Raw genomic sequence first — 17,120 nt, 5'->3', positions numbered from 1 at the left:
GACCCGAGCCTCATCCAGGCCGTGGTTCCGCCGGCCGGCCTTCGCCTTCTAGGGTCTAGGCCCATGGACGCGGTCCGCGACATCTCGGCTCGGCTCGGCCCGGAGCGGGTGCTGGCGTCCGGCCCCGCGTTCGAGGCGGCCAGCCGGGTGTGGAACTCCGCGGTCGAGCACCGGCCGGTCGTCGTCGTGCGCCCCCGGTCCACCGCCGAGGTGGCCGTCGCCGTCGAGGCCGCGGGGGAGCACGGGCTGCCCCTGTCGGTGCGCGGCGGCGGGCACGACTGGCTCGGCCGGGCGGTGCGCGACGGCGGGCTCGTCGTCGACCTCGGCGCCATGCGGCGGGTCACTGTGGACGCCGCCGCGCGCGTCGCCACAGTGGAGGGTGGCGCGACCGTCGGCGACGTGATCGGCGCGGCCGCACCGCACGGCCTGGTCGCCGCGGCCGGCACCGTCGGCGGCGTGGGCATGGCCGGCCTCACCCTCGGCGGCGGGTACGGGCCGCTGGCCGGCCGCTTCGGGCTGGCCGCCGACAACCTGCTCGGCGCCGAGGTCGTGCTCGCCGGCGGGCGCGTGGTGACGGCCGGCGCCGACCTGCTCTGGGCGCTGCGCGGCGGGGGCGGCAACTTCGGCGTGGTCACCGCGATGCGGATCCGGCTGCACCCGGCGGCCCGGCTGCTCGCCGGCTTCGCGGTCTACCCGTGGGAGGACGCCGCCGGCCTGCTGTCCCGCCTGGACGACCACCTGCCGGCCGCGCCCGACGAGCTGACCGTCCCCAGTGGAGTCGCGGGCGCCCCCGGCCCGGCCGTCTTCCTCGCCCCGGTCTGGTGCGGCGACGAGAGCGCCGGCCAGGCGGCACTTGCCGAGCTGCTGCGCCTCGGCACGCCGCTGGAGTCCACCGTCGCGGCGGTGACCTATCCGGAGCTGCTCGCCCGGTTCGAGCCGTACGCCGCCGGCGGCCGGCACCACGCCATGCGCACCCGCGGCGTCCCCGGGCTCACGCCGGATGTCGTCGGCGCGCTCGTCGCGGCGGGGGAGCGCCGCACCTCGCCGCTGTCCGGCGTCGTCGTCCACCACTTCCACGGCGCGGCCGCGCGGGTACCCGAAGACGCCACCGCGTTCGGCAACCGCCGCGACCACCTGATGGTGGAGATCGGCGCGGTGTGGGAGCCCGGGCCCGGAGAGCCGCACCGGGCGTGGGCCGACGAGGTGTCGTCGGCGCTGGCGCCGGCGGCGCTGCCCGGCGGCTACCCCAACCTGCTCCGCCCCGACGACCATGACCAGATAGCGCACGCCTACGGCGCCAACGCCGCCCGCCTGGCCGAGGTGAAGGCCCGCTACGACCCCGGCGGTGTCTTCACCGCGACACCACTTCCATCGCCGAAGAGCTGACGCGCGGGGCGGGTGCCGTGCCACGCTGGACCGATGTCACTGACGATGGGGAGCGGCCCGTTCGGCCACGCGCCGGCCGGCGTGTTCGCACCCGGCATGGTGCTGATCGACCCCTACCCGCGGCGCATGCGCGGCGTCCTCGACGGCGAGACGATCGTCGACTCCACGCGCGGCCAGCTCGTGCACGAGCCCGGGCGGCTGCCACGGTGCTTCTTCCCGCCCTCCGACGTGCGCACCGACCTGTTCGTCTCCGGCCCGGCCGGCGTGCCCTCCGCGGCCCTCGGCGAGAGCCAGGTGTGGGACCTGCGGCTGGGCGACCGGCTCGTCGAGCGGGCCGCGCTCGCCTACCCGTCGCCGCCGGCCGAGGCCGCGCGCCTCGCCGGCCACATCGCCCTGTACTGGCGGGCGATGGACCAGTGGTACGAGGAGGACATGCCGGCGCTCGCGCACATCCGCGACCCGTACCACCGCGTGGACGCGCTCCCGTCGTCCCGCCACGTGCGGGTCAGCCTCGACGGGGTGACGCTGGCCGAGAGCGAGCGGGCGGTGGTCGTCTACGAGACCGGCCTGGTGCCCCGGTGGTACTTCCCGCGCGCGGACGTGCGCGTCGAGCTGGAGCCGAGCGACTACGCGTCGCGGTGCGCGTACAAGGGCGAGGCGTCCTACTGGTCGGTGGTGGTCGGCGACACCCCGCACGTCAACCTGGCGTGGACGTACCGCGAGCCCCGCCACGACGCCGCGCTCACCAGGGACCGGGTGGCGTTCTTCAACGAGCGCGTCGACGTGGATCTCGCCGGGGCGCGCGAGGAGCGCCCCGGCGGCCCGTGGGCCGACCCCGACTGGTGGCGCGACAAGACGTTCGAGGGTGATCTCTGACCGCGGCCGTTTGTGCCCCTGGCGGGCGGGAAACCGCACGCGATGAGCCACAGATTCGTCGCTCGTACGCTCTTCGTCGCCGCCACCGCCGCGGCGATGATCGGCACCCCGGCGCTTTCCGCGGCCGCCGCCCGCGGCACCGAGGTTTTCGTGGAGGTGACGCCGAGCACCGTGCAGGCCGGCGACCAGGTGCACATCCAGGCCAGCTGCGACGGCAACGACCGGCAGGCGCGGGTGCGCTCGGACGCGTTCGGCCAGGTCTCGGTGCGGCCGGACAACGGCCTGCTCACCGGCACCGCGACGGTGCCCGACCGCAAGCCGCCGAACACCTACGACGTCGTCCTGAACTGCCCCAACAACGTCACCGCCAACACCACGGTCACCGTCGTCAACATGAGCAAGGCCACCCGTGGTCCGGCCACCGGCGCCGGGGGTACCGCCGGCGGTGGCGTCAGCCCGTTCGTCCTGACCGGCGGCCTGGGCGTTGTCGCGGTGGGCGCCGGGGTCGCGCTGATCGTGCGCGGTCGGCGCGCCGGATCCGGCGGCTGAGCCGGCCGCGCGTGGCCGGAAGCGACGACCGGCGGTGGCCGGGCGCCGAGGCCGTCGTGAGCGCGGCTGTCGGGATCGGCCGCGAGGCGGCTCGCGCCAGCCTGGGCTCGGCGCCGGCCGGGACACCCGCCGGCGGGCAGCGGACGCAGAAGCCGCCGGTCCGCGAGCGACCGGAGAAGCCGCCGGTCCCCGAGCGACCGGAGAAGCCGCCGGTCCCCGAGCGGACGGTGAAGTCGCCGGTCCCTGACCGCACGGTGAAGTCGCCGGTCCGTGACCGCACGGTGAAGTCGCCGGTCCCTGACCGCGCGGAGGGGCGGCGGACGGCGCCTGCCGGGGAGCGCCCGGCGCCCGGTCGCCGGGCTGAACGCGGCCCCAGGCACGCCGCGCCGGGCGCGGCCGTCGCGGTGTCGCGAGTGGAGGGTGCGGGGAGACACGCCGCCCCGGAGCCCGCACCCGCGCCACCTGCGGCGCCCGCGCCTGCCTTCGCTCGCCGCCGCCGGCCGTTGCGGAGCGCGGCCCGGCGGATCGGCGGGCCCGACTGGGGGCTGCGCCTCGTGTTCTCGCTGGTCGCCGCGCTCATGCTGCTGACCGTCACGGGCTTCGCCTTCGAGCGCCTCACCGGCGTCGACGTGCTGCCGGACGGGCCGCCCGCCCGCTTCTGGCCCGCGCCGCGCGACTTCCCGGTGCTCGACCGCAGCCTGCCGGTGAGCATCCGGGCCAGGTCCGTCCGGATTGACGCCCAGGTGCACCGGGTCGGGAACACGCCGAGCGGCGCCATCGACGTACCCACCGGCGGCCGGTTCGACGAGGCGGGCTGGTACGACAAGGGGCCCACCCCCGGCGAGTACGGCCCGGCGGTGATCGTCGGCCACGTCGACAGCGGCACCGGGCCGTCGGTCTTCCACAAGCTGTCGCGCCTGCGGCCCGGCAACCGCGTCGAGGTCACCCGCGCGGACGGTTCGGTCGCGGTCTTCGAGGTGAACTCCGTCAAGCGCTTCGACCGCGACAACCTCCCCGCCGACCAGGTGTTCGGCGACTTCAGCCGCCCCGCGCTGCGCCTCATCACCTGCGGCGGCCGGTGGGTGGGCGGCACCACCGGCTACGCCGACAACGTCGTCGTGTTCGCCTCTCTGGTGAAGGCACGCTGAGGCGTCAGCGCTGGTACACCACCTTGCCTCCCACCATCGTGAGCACGGGGCGGATGCGCTTGACGTCCTCCTCCGGCACCGAGAAGTAGTCGCGGTCGAGCACCACAAGGTCGGCGAGCTTGCCCTGCTCGATCGAGCCGATCTTGTCTTCCATGTTGAGGTGCCAGGCGTTGTTCGCCGTGAACATCCGCAGCGCCTCGACCCGGGTGATCCGCTCGGCCTCGTTGATCTGGTCGCCGAGCGCGTTGCGGCCGGTGACCGCGAAGTACAGGCCGAAGAACGGGTTGAGCGGCGCGATGTGCACGCCGTCCATGTGGATGCCGGCGTGCGGGATGCCACTGTCCAGGATGGAGCGGAACGGCGAGCCGCTGGCACCCGCCGTGCCGCTCGGGTAGCGGAACGTGCCGACCTGCACGCTGCCGCCGAGCGCGGCCAGCCGGGCCAGGAGGTCCCGGGTCACAAACGGTACATGGTGGACGGTCCAGCGCAGGTCCTTGATGCCGAACTCGGCGTCGACCGCCTCGTACGCCGCCACGATGTTTTCGAACTGGGCGAGGCTGAGCGCCCGGTTCGTGTTGCGCCACCCGGCCTGCGCGATGACCCGCTGCGCCTCCAGCCACGCCGCGCCGGAGCCGTCGCCGGGCGCGCCCCACTCACCGATCGCGCCGGTCATCAGCATGTCGTCGCCGAACAGCGGGAAGACGTTGCGCAGCCGCTCCTTCAGCTCGGGCAGGGCGATGTCGTTCTGGTTGTGCAGGAAGTTGGTCTGTAGCCGCACGATCGCGTCGCCGTCGGCGTGCACGGCCAGCCACGGGTCGTACATGCGGTAGTGGTCCAGGTTGGACAGGCTCTGCGTCGGGGTGAGCGGGCCGGGCGAGGGGAAGAGCACCTGGTCGAGCGAGGCGGTGAGGCCGACGCTGGCCGAGTACGCCATCGCGTCCCGGGTGCTTCGCTTCTTGTCCTCGAACGTCTGCCGCACCCGCAGGTGGTACAGCGCGGTGGTGGACTGGGCACCGGCCGCGATCGTGCCGTCCGCGGCGACCACGACGGGGATCGACGCGGTCTCCAGGAACGCCTTGCCGAGGCTGTTCGTCCGCGCCGGCCCGCTGAAGCTCTGGAACAGCAGCACCGGCCGGTCGGGTACGGCCTCGTCGAGCTCGGCGAGCGTGGGCACCCGGCGTTCGGCGAACATGTTGGGGTGCCAGCCGCCCATCGCGGTGACGAACTCGCCGGGCGGCACGCCGCGCCGCCGCTTGGCGAGCATCTGCTGGATCTCGGCGATGTCGCGGGCGTTTTCGATGACGACGTGGTAGCCGGGGCGGTTGGCCAGGCTGACGATATGGACGTGGCCCTCGATGATGCCCGGCACGACCGTGCGGCCGCGCAGGTCGATCACCTTCAGGCCGGGCCCACCGCGCGGGACACCCCGCCCGACCGCGGCGAAGGCGCCGTCCTCGACGAGCACCGCGTCGACGACCGAGTCGCGCTTGTCCATCGTGTGGATGCGTCCGTTGACGAGTGCCGTGCGGTCGGGCGAGCCGTGCGCCGAGGCGGCTGCGGGAGTCGCGACCACGCCGGCCACGCCGACCGCGGCGCCGGTCTTCAACAGGTTTCTCCGGCCGAGTCCGGGCATGGCGGTATCACCGTCTCTGTGCATTGTGAACGCTCCTTAGTGGTCAGATGCCCAGCACGCTGCGCTGGACGGTGTCGCTGGCGCGCAGCTCGGCCGAGGTGCCGCTGCCGGCCACCCGCCCCTCGGCGAGCAGGTAGCCGCGGCCGGCGGCCTCCAGGGCGCGGTCGACGTCCTGCTCGACGAGCAGCACGCTCACCCCCTGGGCGTTGACGGCTTCGATCGCCTCGAACACCTCGTCGGTCATCACCGGGGCCAGCCCGAGCGACGGCTCGTCGAGCAGCAGCAGCGTTGGCTTGGCCATCAGGGCCCGCCCGATCGCCAGCATCTGCTGCTCGCCGCCGCTCAGGCTGCCGGCGAGCTGGCCGGTGCGCTGTCGCAGCCGGGGAAAGACGTCGTAGACCCGGTCGAGGCTCTGGCGGTACCCGGCGCGGGCGGCGCGGCGGTACGCGCCGAGGCAGAGGTTGTCGTAGACGGACATGGCCGGGAAGACCCGACGGCCCTCGGGCACGACGGCGACGCCGTGCGCGCAGACCTTGTGCGCGGGCAGGTGGGCGATGCCGGTGCCGCCCACCGCGATCGTGCCGCGGCGCTTGGCGTGCAGCCCGGCGACCGCGTTGACGAGTGTGGACTTGCCGGCGCCGTTGGTGCCGAGCACCGCGACGGTCTCTCCATCGTGGACGTCCATCGTGACGCCCCACAGCGCCTGCGCGTCGCCGTAGAAGGCGTCCAGGTCGCGGATCTCAAGCATGGGCACGCTTCCCCAGGTAGGCCCGGACGACGGCCGGGTCGGCGAGCACCTCGCGCGGGTCGCCGTCGGCGAGGCGGGTGCCCCGGTCGAGGACGACGACGCGGGTGGCGAGCTGGTTCACCACCCGCAGGAGGTGTTCGACGATCACGATGGAGACGCCGGAGCGGTGCACGCGGCGGATCACCTCGACCGCGTTGTCGATCTCGGCGGGGTTGAGTCCGGCGAGCGCCTCGTCGAGCAGGAGCACCTTCGGGTCGGCGGCCAGGGCGCGGGCGATCTCCAGCAGCTGGCGCTGGTGGAGGTTGAGCTTGTCCGGGTACGCGCCGGCCAGGTGACCGAGGCCGACGACGTCGAGCGGGCCGGCGGCGTCCCGCCGGGCGGTCGCGAGGGAGCGCGGGGAGCGGCCGAACATGATGGCCATCGCGACGTTGTCCCGCACGGTCATCGAGGTGAACGGGCGGGGGATCTGGTACGTGCGGGCGACACCCGCGTGGGCGACCCGGTGCGGCGGCAGCTTGGCGAGGTCGTTCCCGGCGATGTGGACGCTGCCCCGGGTGGGGCGGAGGGTGCCGGAGAGGATGCTGACGAGGGTGGTCTTTCCGGAGCCGTTCGGCCCGACGAGCCCGACGATTTCGCCCTCCCGCACGGTGAGCGAGACGTCTTCGAGGGCGCGGACACCGCCGAAGTAGCGGGCCACGTTCCGGCATTCGACGAGGACGTCGCCGATCTCCGGGGGCTCCGACAACACCGCTGGGACGGGCGATGCCGGCTCGGCGGCCGGAGCGGGAGGCGGGGACGCGCGACGGATCGGAAGCAGCGCCACCACCGTCGCCGCCAGCAGGCCGGCCAGGATCGCGTCGAGCGGCTCGCCCGGCAGCCAGACCGCCGCGGTCACCACCACGGCCGTCCCGAGCGCCAGCAGGGGGCGGGCGCGGAGCCTCGCGTACACGCCCTCGGGGGCGAGCACCACCAGCACGACGAGGATCGCGCCGAGCACGATGAGCTGCCACTCGCCGAGCCCGGAGGCGGTGAGCCGGTCCTGGAGCAGCACGACGAGCGCCACCCCCACGACCGGGCCGAACCAGTGTGTCCGTCCCCCCAGGACGCTCATCACGATGACGAAGAGCGGCACGGTGAGGTGGAAGACGCTGTCCACCGCGACGAAGCCGATCTGGAGCGCGAAGAGGCTGCCGCCTACGCCACCGATGACGGCACTGGCCAGCAGCGCCAGCATCTTGTACCGGAACGTGGGCACGCCCAAGCCCTCGGCCACGTCTTCGGCGTCGCGCACCGAGGCGAGCGCCCAGCCGAAGCGGGATTGCCGCATCAGGTACGCGACGAGCACCGCGAGCGCGGCGACGAGCAGGTTGAGCAGGTACAGGAAGTCCTGGAAGAGCCCGAGCCCTTCGGGGAAGGGCGGCACCGACACGATGATGCCCTGCCCGCCGTCGATGTCCGAGTTGATCCGGGCGAGCGACGCGAGGATGAACGGCACGGCGAGCGTGAGCAGCGCGAAGATCTCCCCGCGCAGCGACCGCAGCCGGAACGCGATGGCCCCGATCGCGAGCGCCAGCAACGCGCTCAGGCAGGCGGCCACGAGGATCGTCACGTAGAAGCTGACCCCGTGGCGTCCGAAGAGGACGGCGGTGCTGTACGCGCCGATGCCCACGTACGCCGCCTGGCCGAAGCTGAAGTATCCACTGTAGCCGGACAGGATGTTCCAGCTCGTCGCCTGCGTGACCCAGAAGAGCATGAGGGTGAGCAGCGCGAGGTAGAAGAGCGGGAAGCCGAGCGTCACCCGGTACAGCGACAGGCAGGCCAGCGCCGCCACCACGAGCGGAAAGCCGACGGCGAAACGGCGGCTCACCGGTGGGCTCCCGCCATCGTGAAGAGGCCCTGCGGCCGCAGGATCAGCGCGAGGACGATCGCGGAGAAGAGCACGAACGGCGCCGTCGCCGGGGAGAGCACGACCGACACGACGCTGGAGAGCAGCCCGACGAGTACACCGGCGGCGAGCGTGCCGACGAGGTGCCCGATGCCGCCGAGGATAACCACCGCGAACACCGTGCCGAACCACTCGAACGCGGTCGACGGGGTCAGGGAGTTGCCGAGCGAGAAGAGCATCCCGGCCACCGCCGCCGTGGCTCCGGTGACGGCGGCGAGGAGTACCCCGATCCTCCGGTGGTCGATCCCGAACGCGGCGGCGATCGGCCGGTCCTCGGCGTACGCGCGCAACGCCCGCCCGACGAACGTGCGTCGCAGCACGAGGTGCGCGCCGCCAATGACGAGCACCGCGATCGCGAACGCCAGCAGCGTCGGCACCGGGAAGACGAAGCGCCCCAACCGCAGCGACTCGGTCGCGTACGGGTTTACCTCCGCCGCCATCCGCTGGAAGTCAGCGCTCCACAGGTTGCTGACCGACTGCACGACCACGATGAGCAGGCCGAAGGTGATCAGCAGCGAGTTGAGCTCGGAGACGCGCAGGTAGTCGAAGGCCCACTGGAGCGCGCCGCCGAGCACGAACATCGCCGGCACGCTCACCACCAGCGTGACGAGCGGGTTGACCCGCCACGCGGTGGCGAGCTCGAACGTGAGGTACGCGCCGAGCAGGATCATGCCGAAGTGGGCCAGGTTGATGATGCGCAGCACGCCCCAGGTCACCGAGACGCCGGCGGCCATCAACGCGTACAGCCCGCCCAGCAGGATCCCGCTCAGCGCGGCTTGGATCGTGGTCATGGTGTGGGGCCGCGGAGCTGAGCGGCCGCCCGGTCGGCGGGCCACACGGTCACCCAGTCACCGTTCTGGATCTGCTTGATGGTCTGGGTGGTCGGCCAGAAGTTGTTCTGCGCCGGGTCGAACGCCAGGTGGCCGCTGAACGTCGTGTCGGCACCCTTCGCGTGCAGCGCCTCGCACATCTTCGTCTGGTCGGTGTCGCCGGCGCCCTTGACCGCCGAGGTGAGGATCTCCCAGGCGTTCCAGGAGGCGGCGGCTTGCGTCTCGAAGACCGTGTACGGCAGCTTGGCCGTCGTGGCACGGGCCTTGAACTCGTTCACGATCGTCGTCGCGTCGCCGCCGAGCTTGTCCAATGTGGCCTTGTTCGGCTCGAAGATGCTCACCGACAGCAGCCCGTCCGAGGTCGCGCCGAGGCCGAGCGGCGGTCCGGGCGCCGGGAAGAGGCTGAACATCATCGGCGGTTTGTAGTTGAGCTGCGCCATCGCCTGGAGCAGGTTGACCGGGTCGACGCCGAGCCCGTTGTTGACGACCAGGTCCGGCTTGGCGTCGCGCACCCGGGCCGCGATCGGCGCCCAGTCGGTGGTCGTCGGCGGGTACCGCACCTCCAGCACCAGGTCGAGGCCCTTCTGTTTGGTGATGGAGACGGCGCCGGTCTTGTTGTCCTTGGAGCCGTACGAGACGAAGTCCGTCGAACCGTTCTGGTTGGTGAGGATCGCGATCCGCTTCGGCGGGCTGGCGAGGCTGGCGGTCGCCTCGAAGAGCTGGTTGGGTACGAACTCGTTCGGCGCCGGGCCGATAGACCAGGCCGGAAACTGGCACTCGTAGGTCAGCAGCGGCGCGATGACGGCCGTGTGCTGGGGCATCGTGTACTTGTGGCGGGCGGCCACGGCCATCGCACTCAGGATGTTGGGCGTGGCGTACGGGCCGATGATCAGGTCCACCTTGTCCTGGCTGATCAGCTGCTCGTAGAGCGTGCTCACCTTGGCCTGGTCGGACTCGTCGTCCCGCACCACCCATCGCACCGGGCGGCCGAGCAGGCCACCGGCGGCGTTGAGCCGCTCCACGTACAGCTCGCCGGCGATCTTGTGGATGGCGCCGGTGGCGGCGAACGCGCCGCTGAGCGAGAGCGTGGAGCCGACGACGATCGGGTCACCGCTCGCCGCCGGCGCGCCGCCCGCGTCGTCGGAGGGCGACTTGGACTCGCAGGCCGCGGCGGCCACGAGGAGCAAGGCGGCCGCGGCGATCATTCCCTTCTTGAACATGTTCAACGCACCTTCCCGGTGGCATGCACGATGGACCCGCCGACCACGGTCAGCTCGGACCGCACGTGGCGGATCTCGTCCTCGGGTACACGGAAGTAGTCGCGGTCGAGCACCACGACGTCGCCGAGCCGGCCGGTCTCCAGCACGCCGAGCTGGTCTTCGTCGGCCTTGCCGAGAAACCAGGTGTTGTCCCGGGTGTAGAGGTCGAGCACCTCGCGGCGGGTGATCTGCTGGCCGTCGTTGACGACGGCGCCGAGCGCGTTGCGGCCGGTGACCGCGTAGTAGGCGTGGACGAACGGGTTCATCGGGGCGATCTGCATGCCGTCCGAGCTCATGCCCGCGTGGATGCCGTTGTCGACGATCATGCGGAACGGCGGGCCCGCGGCGGTGCCGGTGCCGGCCAGGTAGCGCCAGCCGGTGAGGCTGAGGCCGCCGCCGAGCGCCTTGAGCCGGTCCACATAGTCCGGTGTGATGAACGGGACGTGCGCCACGACCCACCGGAGGTCCCTGATGGACACTTCCGCGTCGACCGCCTCGAAGCCCTCGATCTCGGTGCGGAAGTCGGTGGGGGAGAGCGAGTGCACCTCGGCCCGCCAGCCGGCGCGGGCCACCCGCCGGGCCGCCTCCAGCCAGTTGGGGCCGAGGCCGCTGGCGATGAACTCGCCGATCCCGCCGGTGCGCACCATGTCGTCGCCGAAGAACGGGAACGCGTTGCGCAGCCGCTCGGCCAGCGTCGGCAGCGCGGGGTCGGTGTCCATGTGCAGGAAGTTGATCCGCAGGCGCACGATGGCCCGCCCCTGCTCGTGCAGCTCCAGAAACGGCAGGTGCATCGTGTAGTTGTCTTCGTGCGCGGCGCCGTCGCTCGGCGTACCCGTGGATTGGAAGGCGCCCTGGTCGAGATGGGTGGTGACGCCGACGCTGGCCGCGTAGGCCATCGCGTCGAGCGTGCCCCGCCGCCGCAGCTCGGGGGTGAGCGTGCGGCGCAGCGCGAGGGTGGCCTTGCCGGTCTCGGCACCGGCGGCGATCGCGCCGTCCGCGCCGACGACCACGCCGGCCGCCTCGAAGAACGCCTTGCCGAGGGTGTTGGTCGCCGACGGACCGCTGAACCCGACCGAGACGTACGCCGGGTGGGCGGGCAGCGCGGCGTCGAGCTCGGTGAGCGTGGGCAGCCGCACCTCGCGGAACTGGTTGAAGTGGAACCCGCCGATCGTGGTGACGAACTCGCCGGCCGGCACGCCCTTCGCCCGCGCCCGGTAGGTCCGCTGCACGTCGGCGACGGAGTAGGCGTTTTCCAGCGGGGTGTGGCGGCCGGGACGGTTGCCCATCAGCACGATGTGGTTGTGGTTGTCGATGATGCCCGGGATCGCCACCCGCCCGCGCAGGTCGATCACCCGCGGGTGGTCCGGCAGCGCGCGGCGCGCGGCGCCGAGGCTGTTTCCGGTGTACGCGACGCGGCCGTCCCGGATGGCGATGGCGCGGACCACGTCGTGGTGGTCGTTCATGGTGTGGATGGCGCCGTTGTGCAGGATCAGGTCCCGCTCCGCCGGCATGCCGTGCGCGGCCGCCGGCCGGGACTGGGTCACCGCGCCGACGGCGGTGGCGGCACCGACCGCCGCGCCGGTGCGAAAGATCGTTCTTCGGGGGACGCCTTCCTGGTCAGCCTGGGTCACGGGACACCGTCCTCTCACGGGTCACGTCGCGGCTTAGTGAGTGGGGTGTAGGCGTGTGTTTCGGGTGGGGGTCAGCCCGGTTTCCGAGCTGTCTTAGGGCCGGAGTGTAAGCTGCTAGTTCACACGTGTGCAATACCACTTACACCGGTTGCGATCTTGTGAACGCCCGGACGCACGCGCCGGCCTACCCGGCGGACTGAGTGGACGCTCAGGCCCAGCGCTCGAGCACGAACCACACGCCGACGGCGGGCTCGGTGCTCTCGTTGCGGTAGGCGTGCGGGTTGGACGAGTCGAACGACACCGCGTCGCCGGCCCGCAGCTTGTGCGTCTCGAAGCCCAGCGACAGCGTCAGCTCACCGCTGATCACGAAGCCGAACTCGATGCCCGAGTGGCGCATCAGCAGCCCCGAGCTCGACGACGTGCCGCCCGGCTGGTAGGTGATGAGCAGGAACTCCACGTGCTTGTGCGGCATCCGGCCGAGCAGCTCCCAGGTGACCCCTGAGTCGAGGGTCAGCACTTCGCGCTCGTCCGGCGTGATCACCGGGCCGACCCGCTTGCCGGCCACCTCGACCGACCCGCCCGTGCCCGCCGCGGCGAGCGCCGCGGTGAGCAGCGCGGCCGTCGCCGGACCGTCCCGGACCGCGGCGGCGTCCCCGGCCGCCGCGAACGCGGGCAGCCGCACCACCTCGACCCCGTCGCCAGCCTCCGCGACCCCCGTCGCCTCCGCCGCCGCGGGCGGGTCGGCCGTCTCGCCCGCGGTCGGCGGGCCGAAGAGCTCCTCGATGGAGATGCCGAGGGCGGTGGAGATCGCGTACAGCGTGCTGACCGACGGGCTGCTCTTCTCCGTCTCGATCTGGGAGATGAGGCTCGCCGAGACGCCGATGTCGCGGGCGAGGGCGCGGATGCTGACCCCACGGCGGATGCGCTCGGCGCGCAGCCGCGCACCGATCGGGGGCACCGCCGACGCCGCCACGACCACCTCCTGATCCAGATCGTCGAGTGTAGGTTACCGTCCCACCGGCCCGATTCCGTCAAGTACCACTTAACGCGAATGCGATTCCCGCCACTCGTCGATCACGACGACCCGGACGGGTGGGGCGCGGCTCGCGCGTCCCGGGACGCCGGTCGTCCGTTGACACTGCGGCCCCGACAGTTCGACGGAGGATCGTTGAAGCCTTCCACCTGGGTCGCCGTGGTCGCCGCCGCGGCGCTGCTGCCCGGCACCGGCACGCCGGCGCGGGCGACCCCGCCCACCGGCGTCAGCGCCACAGCGACCTTCGACAGGACCGCTGGCGACACCCGCGTCGCACTGCGCCGGATCACCATCGCGCCCGGCGGCGACACCGGCTACCACTACCACGACGGACCCGTGTCGGCCGTGGTGGTGGCGGGCACGCTCACCCACTACGGCGCGGACTGCCAGGTCGACCACGTCTACCGCGAGGGCGACGTCGTACGGGAGCCGGCCGGACCCGGCAACGTCCATATCGGACGGAACGAGGGCCCGACCCCGCTGGTGCTGGACGCGCTCTACATCCTCCCGGCGGGCGCACCCTTCGCGGTGGACGCCCCCGCACCGCCCTGCGAAACCTGACCCGTCCTCGGCGACGAGAGATTTGGGCTACCGCGACGTCCGTCGTGGTCCAGACCGCTGCTCCCGCGGCCTCACCCGTCCGCCGTTGGTCGCGCTCACCCTGCGCGCAACCGGCCGGCAGGAAAGAGGGCGGGGTGACGGGCTCGAGCCAGGCGGTGGCCGCCGTTTGTCCACAATGTCTGTTCCCGGATCGGCGATCCGGGAAAGCAAGTCCTGGCCCCGGGCTGGTTACGGTGCGTCAGGATGGCGGAGGTAGCGCCCGCGAAGACCGCCTTCGGGGCTTGTCCCGCGGACCTGGCAGTGGACGGCCGGGGGTTTCGGCGAGCGCCGCGAGCCGCCGGCCGGGAACGGTGCCCGCGGGAGCAAACGGTCTACAGCTGACGCGGACGTGGGCAAATATGTCTCCGGCCACTGACGAAGGGGAAACACCCCGGATCCGAACGGTCTCTAGGGAGTTGGGCCTCTCCGGTGGGCACCGTAGACCTCATCGAAGGTCATCTCCAGCCGCCGGACGTGCCGTTTGGGGTCGGGTGACACCCCGCTATGGCTCGCGGCGCGGTGACGGTAGCGTTTGCGGGCGGCGGGTCGCCACCCCCTCAGCCGGCGGCCCGGGCCCTCTGTCCGTCGGTTTGGGAGGATGCGCATGTCCCAGCGTGGTGAGGCGGTCGCGGCGCCCGAGGGCGCGGCGTCCCAGCAGCGGTTCCAGATCACCCTTCGTGGTTACGACAAGAGTCAGGTGGACCGGTTCGTCGCGCAGGCGGAGAGCGGGATGTCCGCCGTCAAGCGGGAGCGCGACCAGGCTCTGACCCAGGTGCGCGACATGGCCGGCCAGCTGCACCAGCAGCGGGCCGAGCTCGCCGACCTGCACGCCGAGCTGACCGAGCTGCGCGACCGGCCGCGGCAGCTGGAGAAGGCGTCGTTCCGCGACCTCGGCACGATGGTCGACCAGATCATCGAGCTCGCCGAAAAGCAGGGCGAGCTGCTCGTCAACGCGGCCGCCGAGCGGGCCGCCGCCCTCGACGCGCAGGCCGAGAAGGCCCTCGCGGACGCCCGTGACCTGGCCGAGCGGGTGCGGGCCGCCGGCGAGGCCGCCCACGAGCGCAGCCTTCAGGCGGCCCAGCAGGTCGACGAGGAGGCGGCGCAGCGGGCCGAGCAGGCGCGCGCCGACGCCGAGGCGATGCTGGAGGCGGCGCGGGCGCAGGCGCAGCAGGAGATCGACACCGCCCGGGCCAACACCCGCCAGGAGCTGACCCAGTGGCAGGCCACTGTGGAGCGGGAGATCGGCGACCGGCGCACCGCCGCCGAGCGCGACCTCAACGAGCAGCTGACCGCCGCGCAGGCGAAGATGGCCGACGAGCGGTCACAGGCCGAGCAGAGCGCGGCCACCCTGCTGGCCGAGGCGCAGCAGCACGCCGCCGACATCCGGCGGCGGGCCGACGAGCAGCAGGCCTCCCACCAGCAGCAGCTCCAGATGGTGCAGCAGGAGATCCAGATGCGCCGGCAGGCGCTGGCCCAGATGCAGAGCGAGCTCGACAGCGGGCAGCAGCAGCTCACCCAGGTGCGCCACGACGGTGACGTCGCCGAGCGCGAGGTGGCCGAGCTGCTTCAGCAGCTCGGCGCGGTGCGGCAGGATCTGGCCGGCGAGCTCGACCGGCTGGAGCACGCCCGCGGCGCGGCCGACTCCGCCGAGCGGCACGCCAAGGAGGTGCGCGCCCGGGTGCAGCGCGAGGCGAAGCGGGTCGCCGACCTCGCCGCCGCCGCGGTGATGGCGGCCGCGGCCAGCAACGTGCAGACGGGGGAGTACCCGCAGGTGGGCCCGCCGCGGCAGAAGCCCGCGCCGGCCGCGGAGGAGGCGCCCGAGGCGGTGCCCGCCCCGGAGCCGGCCCATGCCGCCGAGCCGGCGCCCGCCCCCGCCCCCGCCCCCGTGCCGGCGCCCGCGCGCAGCCTCTTCGAGCCGGGCCCGCGCAACGGCCAGGTCGAGCCGGACCGCGACGGCGAGCACCGAAACGGCGCGGTGCCGGCGCAGCCCGGACACCGGGCGGCCGAGTAGCCGAGCCCTGGTGCGGAGGGCGACCCCTCCGCACCGGGGACTTCTCTCTTAGCTGGCGGAGCAGGTCGGCGTCATGCCGGTGCCGACCCCCGTGCCCTGGAAGCCGAACTCCGTCGTCTGCCCGGCGGCGATGCGGCCGTTGTAGCTCACGTTCGTGAAGGTGACCGGGCCGCTGTTGCCGCTGCGGTTGGCGCTCCACGCGTTGGTGACAGCGGCGCCGGACGGCAGCGTCATCGACACCGACCAGCCGTTGGTGCCGCTGGAGCCGGCGGTCACCCGCACGGTGGCGACGAAGCCGCCCTGCCACGAGTTGAGCGAGACGGTGGCGGTGCAGCCGCCCGGGCCCTGCGTCGGCGGGGTGGTGGGCGGCGTGGTCGGCGGGGTCGTCGGCGGCCGCGAGGTGGGGGCGGTCGTCGGCGGGGTGGTCGGGGGGACGCCGTTGTTCAGCTCGGCGAGCACCGCGTCGTAGGCCGGCTTCTTCTGGCCGCTGCCGTTGAACAGCAGCGGTGCCTCACCCGAGCGCCACGAGTCCGAGTCGCGGACGCCCCACACCGTGATGCCCTTGCACCGCGCGACCGCCATGCAGTCCCGGACCGTGTTGCGGTACGCGTCGGCCGGCGCGTTGCGGATGTCGAGCTCGGTGATGTGCACGTCGACGCCGAGCGCCGCGAAGCTGGACAGCGTGGTGCGGTAGTTGCTCGGGTAGTTCGAGCCACCGGTGAAGTGCGACTGGAGGCCGACGCAGTCGATCGGCACGCCGCGCTGCTTGAAGTCCTGCACCATCCGGTACACGGCCTGGGTCTTGGCGTCGGTCCAGTTGTCGATGTTGTAGTCGTTGTAGCAGAGCAGCGCGTTGGGGTCGGCGGCGTCGGCGGTGCGGAACGCCACCTCGATCCAGTCGTTGCCGGTCCGCTGGAGGTTGGAGTCGCGGCGCGCGCCGCTGCCGCCGTCCGCGAACGCCTCGTTGACCACGTCCCACGCGAACACCTGGCCGCGGAAGTGGGTGGCGACCTGGGTGATGTGGTTGTTCATGGCGTTGCGCAGGGCGGTGCCGGACAGGCTCTGCATCCACGGGGGCTGCTGCGAGTGCCAGGCCAGCGTGTGGCCGCGCACCGACATGCCCTGCGAGCGGGCGTGCTGGACGATCCGGTCCGCGTTGCCGTAGCTGAACTGGTTCTGGTTCGGCTCGGTCGCGTCGATCTTCATCTCGTTTTCGGGCGTGACCTGGTTGAACTCGCGGTTCAGGATGGTCACGTACGCCGAGTCGCTGAGCTTGTTGGCCGGGACCGCCGTGCCGAAGAAGCGGCCGGTCTGCGCCGCGGAAGCGCCGAGCGTGGTCGCGGCCGTGGCGGTGCCCGCCATCACCATCGTCATCGCCGCCGCGGCGGCCAGGCCGGCCGCGACCACCGACCAGGTCGCGGCTATCCGCGTCCGCTTCCGCCGGAGTTGCTGTGTCATCGTTGCCTCTTTC

Annotated in this window: 14 protein-coding genes; 6 read left to right on the top strand and 8 right to left on the bottom strand. The window is 72.7% G+C overall.

Translation table 11 applies throughout. From position 1 onward, the window contains the following. Nucleotides 1-63 precede the first annotated feature (63 nt). Genes AC5L36_RS17685 through AC5L36_RS17670 form a run of 4 tightly spaced genes read left to right on the top strand, consistent with a single transcriptional unit; the run spans nucleotide 64 to nucleotide 3,959 of the window. The gene (locus AC5L36_RS17685; protein ID WP_441217309.1) at nucleotides 64-1,386 is read left to right on the top strand and encodes an FAD-binding oxidoreductase; all 1,323 of its coding nucleotides are present in this window, start codon (nucleotides 64-66) and stop codon (nucleotides 1,384-1,386) included. Nucleotides 1,387-1,419: 33 nt separating this feature from the next. Beyond that, entirely contained in the window at nucleotides 1,420-2,262 is an 843-nt protein-coding gene (locus AC5L36_RS17680; protein WP_441217307.1) for a DUF427 domain-containing protein, read from the top strand. 42 nt (nucleotides 2,263-2,304) lie between these two features. After that, nucleotides 2,305-2,811, top strand: coding sequence for a hypothetical protein (locus tag AC5L36_RS17675; RefSeq protein WP_441217305.1), 507 nt, complete (start codon nucleotides 2,305-2,307; stop codon nucleotides 2,809-2,811). 56 nt (nucleotides 2,812-2,867) lie between these two features. Further along, on the top strand, nucleotides 2,868-3,959 hold the full coding sequence (locus AC5L36_RS17670; RefSeq protein ID WP_441217303.1) for a class F sortase: 1,092 nt from the start codon (nucleotides 2,868-2,870) through the stop codon (nucleotides 3,957-3,959). A gap of 4 nt (nucleotides 3,960-3,963) precedes the next feature. Here the strand turns inward: AC5L36_RS17670 and AC5L36_RS17665 are convergent, their stop codons facing one another. The 7 genes from AC5L36_RS17665 to AC5L36_RS17635 form a co-directional block, all read right to left on the bottom strand. Next, nucleotides 3,964-5,616 (bottom strand): amidohydrolase, encoded by a 1,653-nt coding sequence (locus AC5L36_RS17665; protein WP_441217301.1) that lies wholly within the window; start codon nucleotides 5,614-5,616, stop codon nucleotides 3,964-3,966. A 19-nt stretch (nucleotides 5,617-5,635) separates the two neighbouring features. Continuing rightward, a complete protein-coding gene (locus AC5L36_RS17660; protein ID WP_441217299.1) occupies nucleotides 5,636-6,340 on the bottom strand; it encodes an ABC transporter ATP-binding protein in 705 nt (234 codons plus the stop codon). Continuing rightward, entirely contained in the window at nucleotides 6,333-8,207 is a 1,875-nt protein-coding gene (locus AC5L36_RS17655) for a branched-chain amino acid ABC transporter ATP-binding protein/permease (RefSeq protein WP_441217297.1), read from the bottom strand. The genes AC5L36_RS17660 and AC5L36_RS17655 overlap by 8 nt, the downstream gene beginning before the upstream one ends. Next, on the bottom strand, nucleotides 8,204-9,076 hold the full coding sequence (locus AC5L36_RS17650; protein WP_441217295.1) for a branched-chain amino acid ABC transporter permease: 873 nt from the start codon (nucleotides 9,074-9,076) through the stop codon (nucleotides 8,204-8,206). The genes AC5L36_RS17655 and AC5L36_RS17650 overlap by 4 nt, the downstream gene beginning before the upstream one ends. Further along, on the bottom strand, nucleotides 9,073-10,335 hold the full coding sequence (locus AC5L36_RS17645) for an amino acid ABC transporter substrate-binding protein (protein WP_441217293.1): 1,263 nt from the start codon (nucleotides 10,333-10,335) through the stop codon (nucleotides 9,073-9,075). The genes AC5L36_RS17650 and AC5L36_RS17645 overlap by 4 nt, the downstream gene beginning before the upstream one ends. A 2-nt stretch (nucleotides 10,336-10,337) precedes the next feature. Then, nucleotides 10,338-12,005 (bottom strand): amidohydrolase, encoded by a 1,668-nt coding sequence (locus AC5L36_RS17640; protein ID WP_441217291.1) that lies wholly within the window; start codon nucleotides 12,003-12,005, stop codon nucleotides 10,338-10,340. A 208-nt stretch (nucleotides 12,006-12,213) separates the two neighbouring features. Continuing rightward, nucleotides 12,214-12,978, bottom strand: coding sequence for a helix-turn-helix domain-containing protein (locus AC5L36_RS17635; protein ID WP_441217289.1), 765 nt, complete (start codon nucleotides 12,976-12,978; stop codon nucleotides 12,214-12,216). A 195-nt stretch (nucleotides 12,979-13,173) separates the two neighbouring features. Between AC5L36_RS17635 and AC5L36_RS17630 the strand changes: the two genes are divergently transcribed. After that, nucleotides 13,174-13,599 carry a cupin domain-containing protein gene (locus AC5L36_RS17630; protein WP_441217287.1) on the top strand — a complete coding sequence of 142 codons (426 nt, stop codon included), beginning with the start codon at nucleotides 13,174-13,176 and terminating at the stop codon, nucleotides 13,597-13,599. A 643-nt stretch (nucleotides 13,600-14,242) separates the two neighbouring features. Further along, a complete protein-coding gene (locus tag AC5L36_RS17625) occupies nucleotides 14,243-15,649 on the top strand; it encodes a DivIVA domain-containing protein (protein ID WP_441217286.1) in 1,407 nt (468 codons plus the stop codon). Nucleotides 15,650-15,697: 48 nt separating this feature from the next. On the opposite strand, the gene AC5L36_RS17620 is transcribed toward AC5L36_RS17625, so the two are convergent. Next, nucleotides 15,698-17,107 carry a glycoside hydrolase family 10 protein gene (locus AC5L36_RS17620; RefSeq protein ID WP_441217284.1) on the bottom strand — a complete coding sequence of 470 codons (1,410 nt, stop codon included), beginning with the start codon at nucleotides 17,105-17,107 and terminating at the stop codon, nucleotides 15,698-15,700. Between the last annotated feature and the right edge of the window lie 13 nt (nucleotides 17,108-17,120).

It is taken from the genome of Phytohabitans sp. LZ39 (assembly GCF_059359075.1).
Note: the sequence above shows the minus strand (reverse complement) of the source record. Positions and strands in the feature narration are given on the sequence as shown.

Bases quoted from the DNA above. Each gene is read 5' to 3' on its own strand.
- AC5L36_RS17675 (WP_441217305.1), top strand. From the start codon at position 2,305: ATGAGCCACAGATTCGTCGCTCGTACGCTCTTCGTCGCCGCCACCGCC.
- AC5L36_RS17650 (WP_441217295.1), bottom strand. From the start codon at position 9,076: ATGACCACGATCCAAGCCGCGCTGAGCGGGATCCTGCTGGGCGGGCTG.
- AC5L36_RS17680 (WP_441217307.1), top strand. From the start codon at position 1,420: ATGTCACTGACGATGGGGAGCGGCCCGTTCGGCCACGCGCCGGCCGGC.
- AC5L36_RS17620 (WP_441217284.1), bottom strand. From the start codon at position 17,107: ATGACACAGCAACTCCGGCGGAAGCGGACGCGGATAGCCGCGACCTGG.
- AC5L36_RS17625 (WP_441217286.1), top strand. From the start codon at position 14,243: ATGTCCCAGCGTGGTGAGGCGGTCGCGGCGCCCGAGGGCGCGGCGTCC.
- AC5L36_RS17660 (WP_441217299.1), bottom strand. From the start codon at position 6,340: ATGCTTGAGATCCGCGACCTGGACGCCTTCTACGGCGACGCGCAGGCG.
- AC5L36_RS17685 (WP_441217309.1), top strand. From the start codon at position 64: ATGGACGCGGTCCGCGACATCTCGGCTCGGCTCGGCCCGGAGCGGGTG.
- AC5L36_RS17665 (WP_441217301.1), bottom strand. From the start codon at position 5,616: ATGCACAGAGACGGTGATACCGCCATGCCCGGACTCGGCCGGAGAAAC.
- AC5L36_RS17645 (WP_441217293.1), bottom strand. From the start codon at position 10,335: ATGTTCAAGAAGGGAATGATCGCCGCGGCCGCCTTGCTCCTCGTGGCC.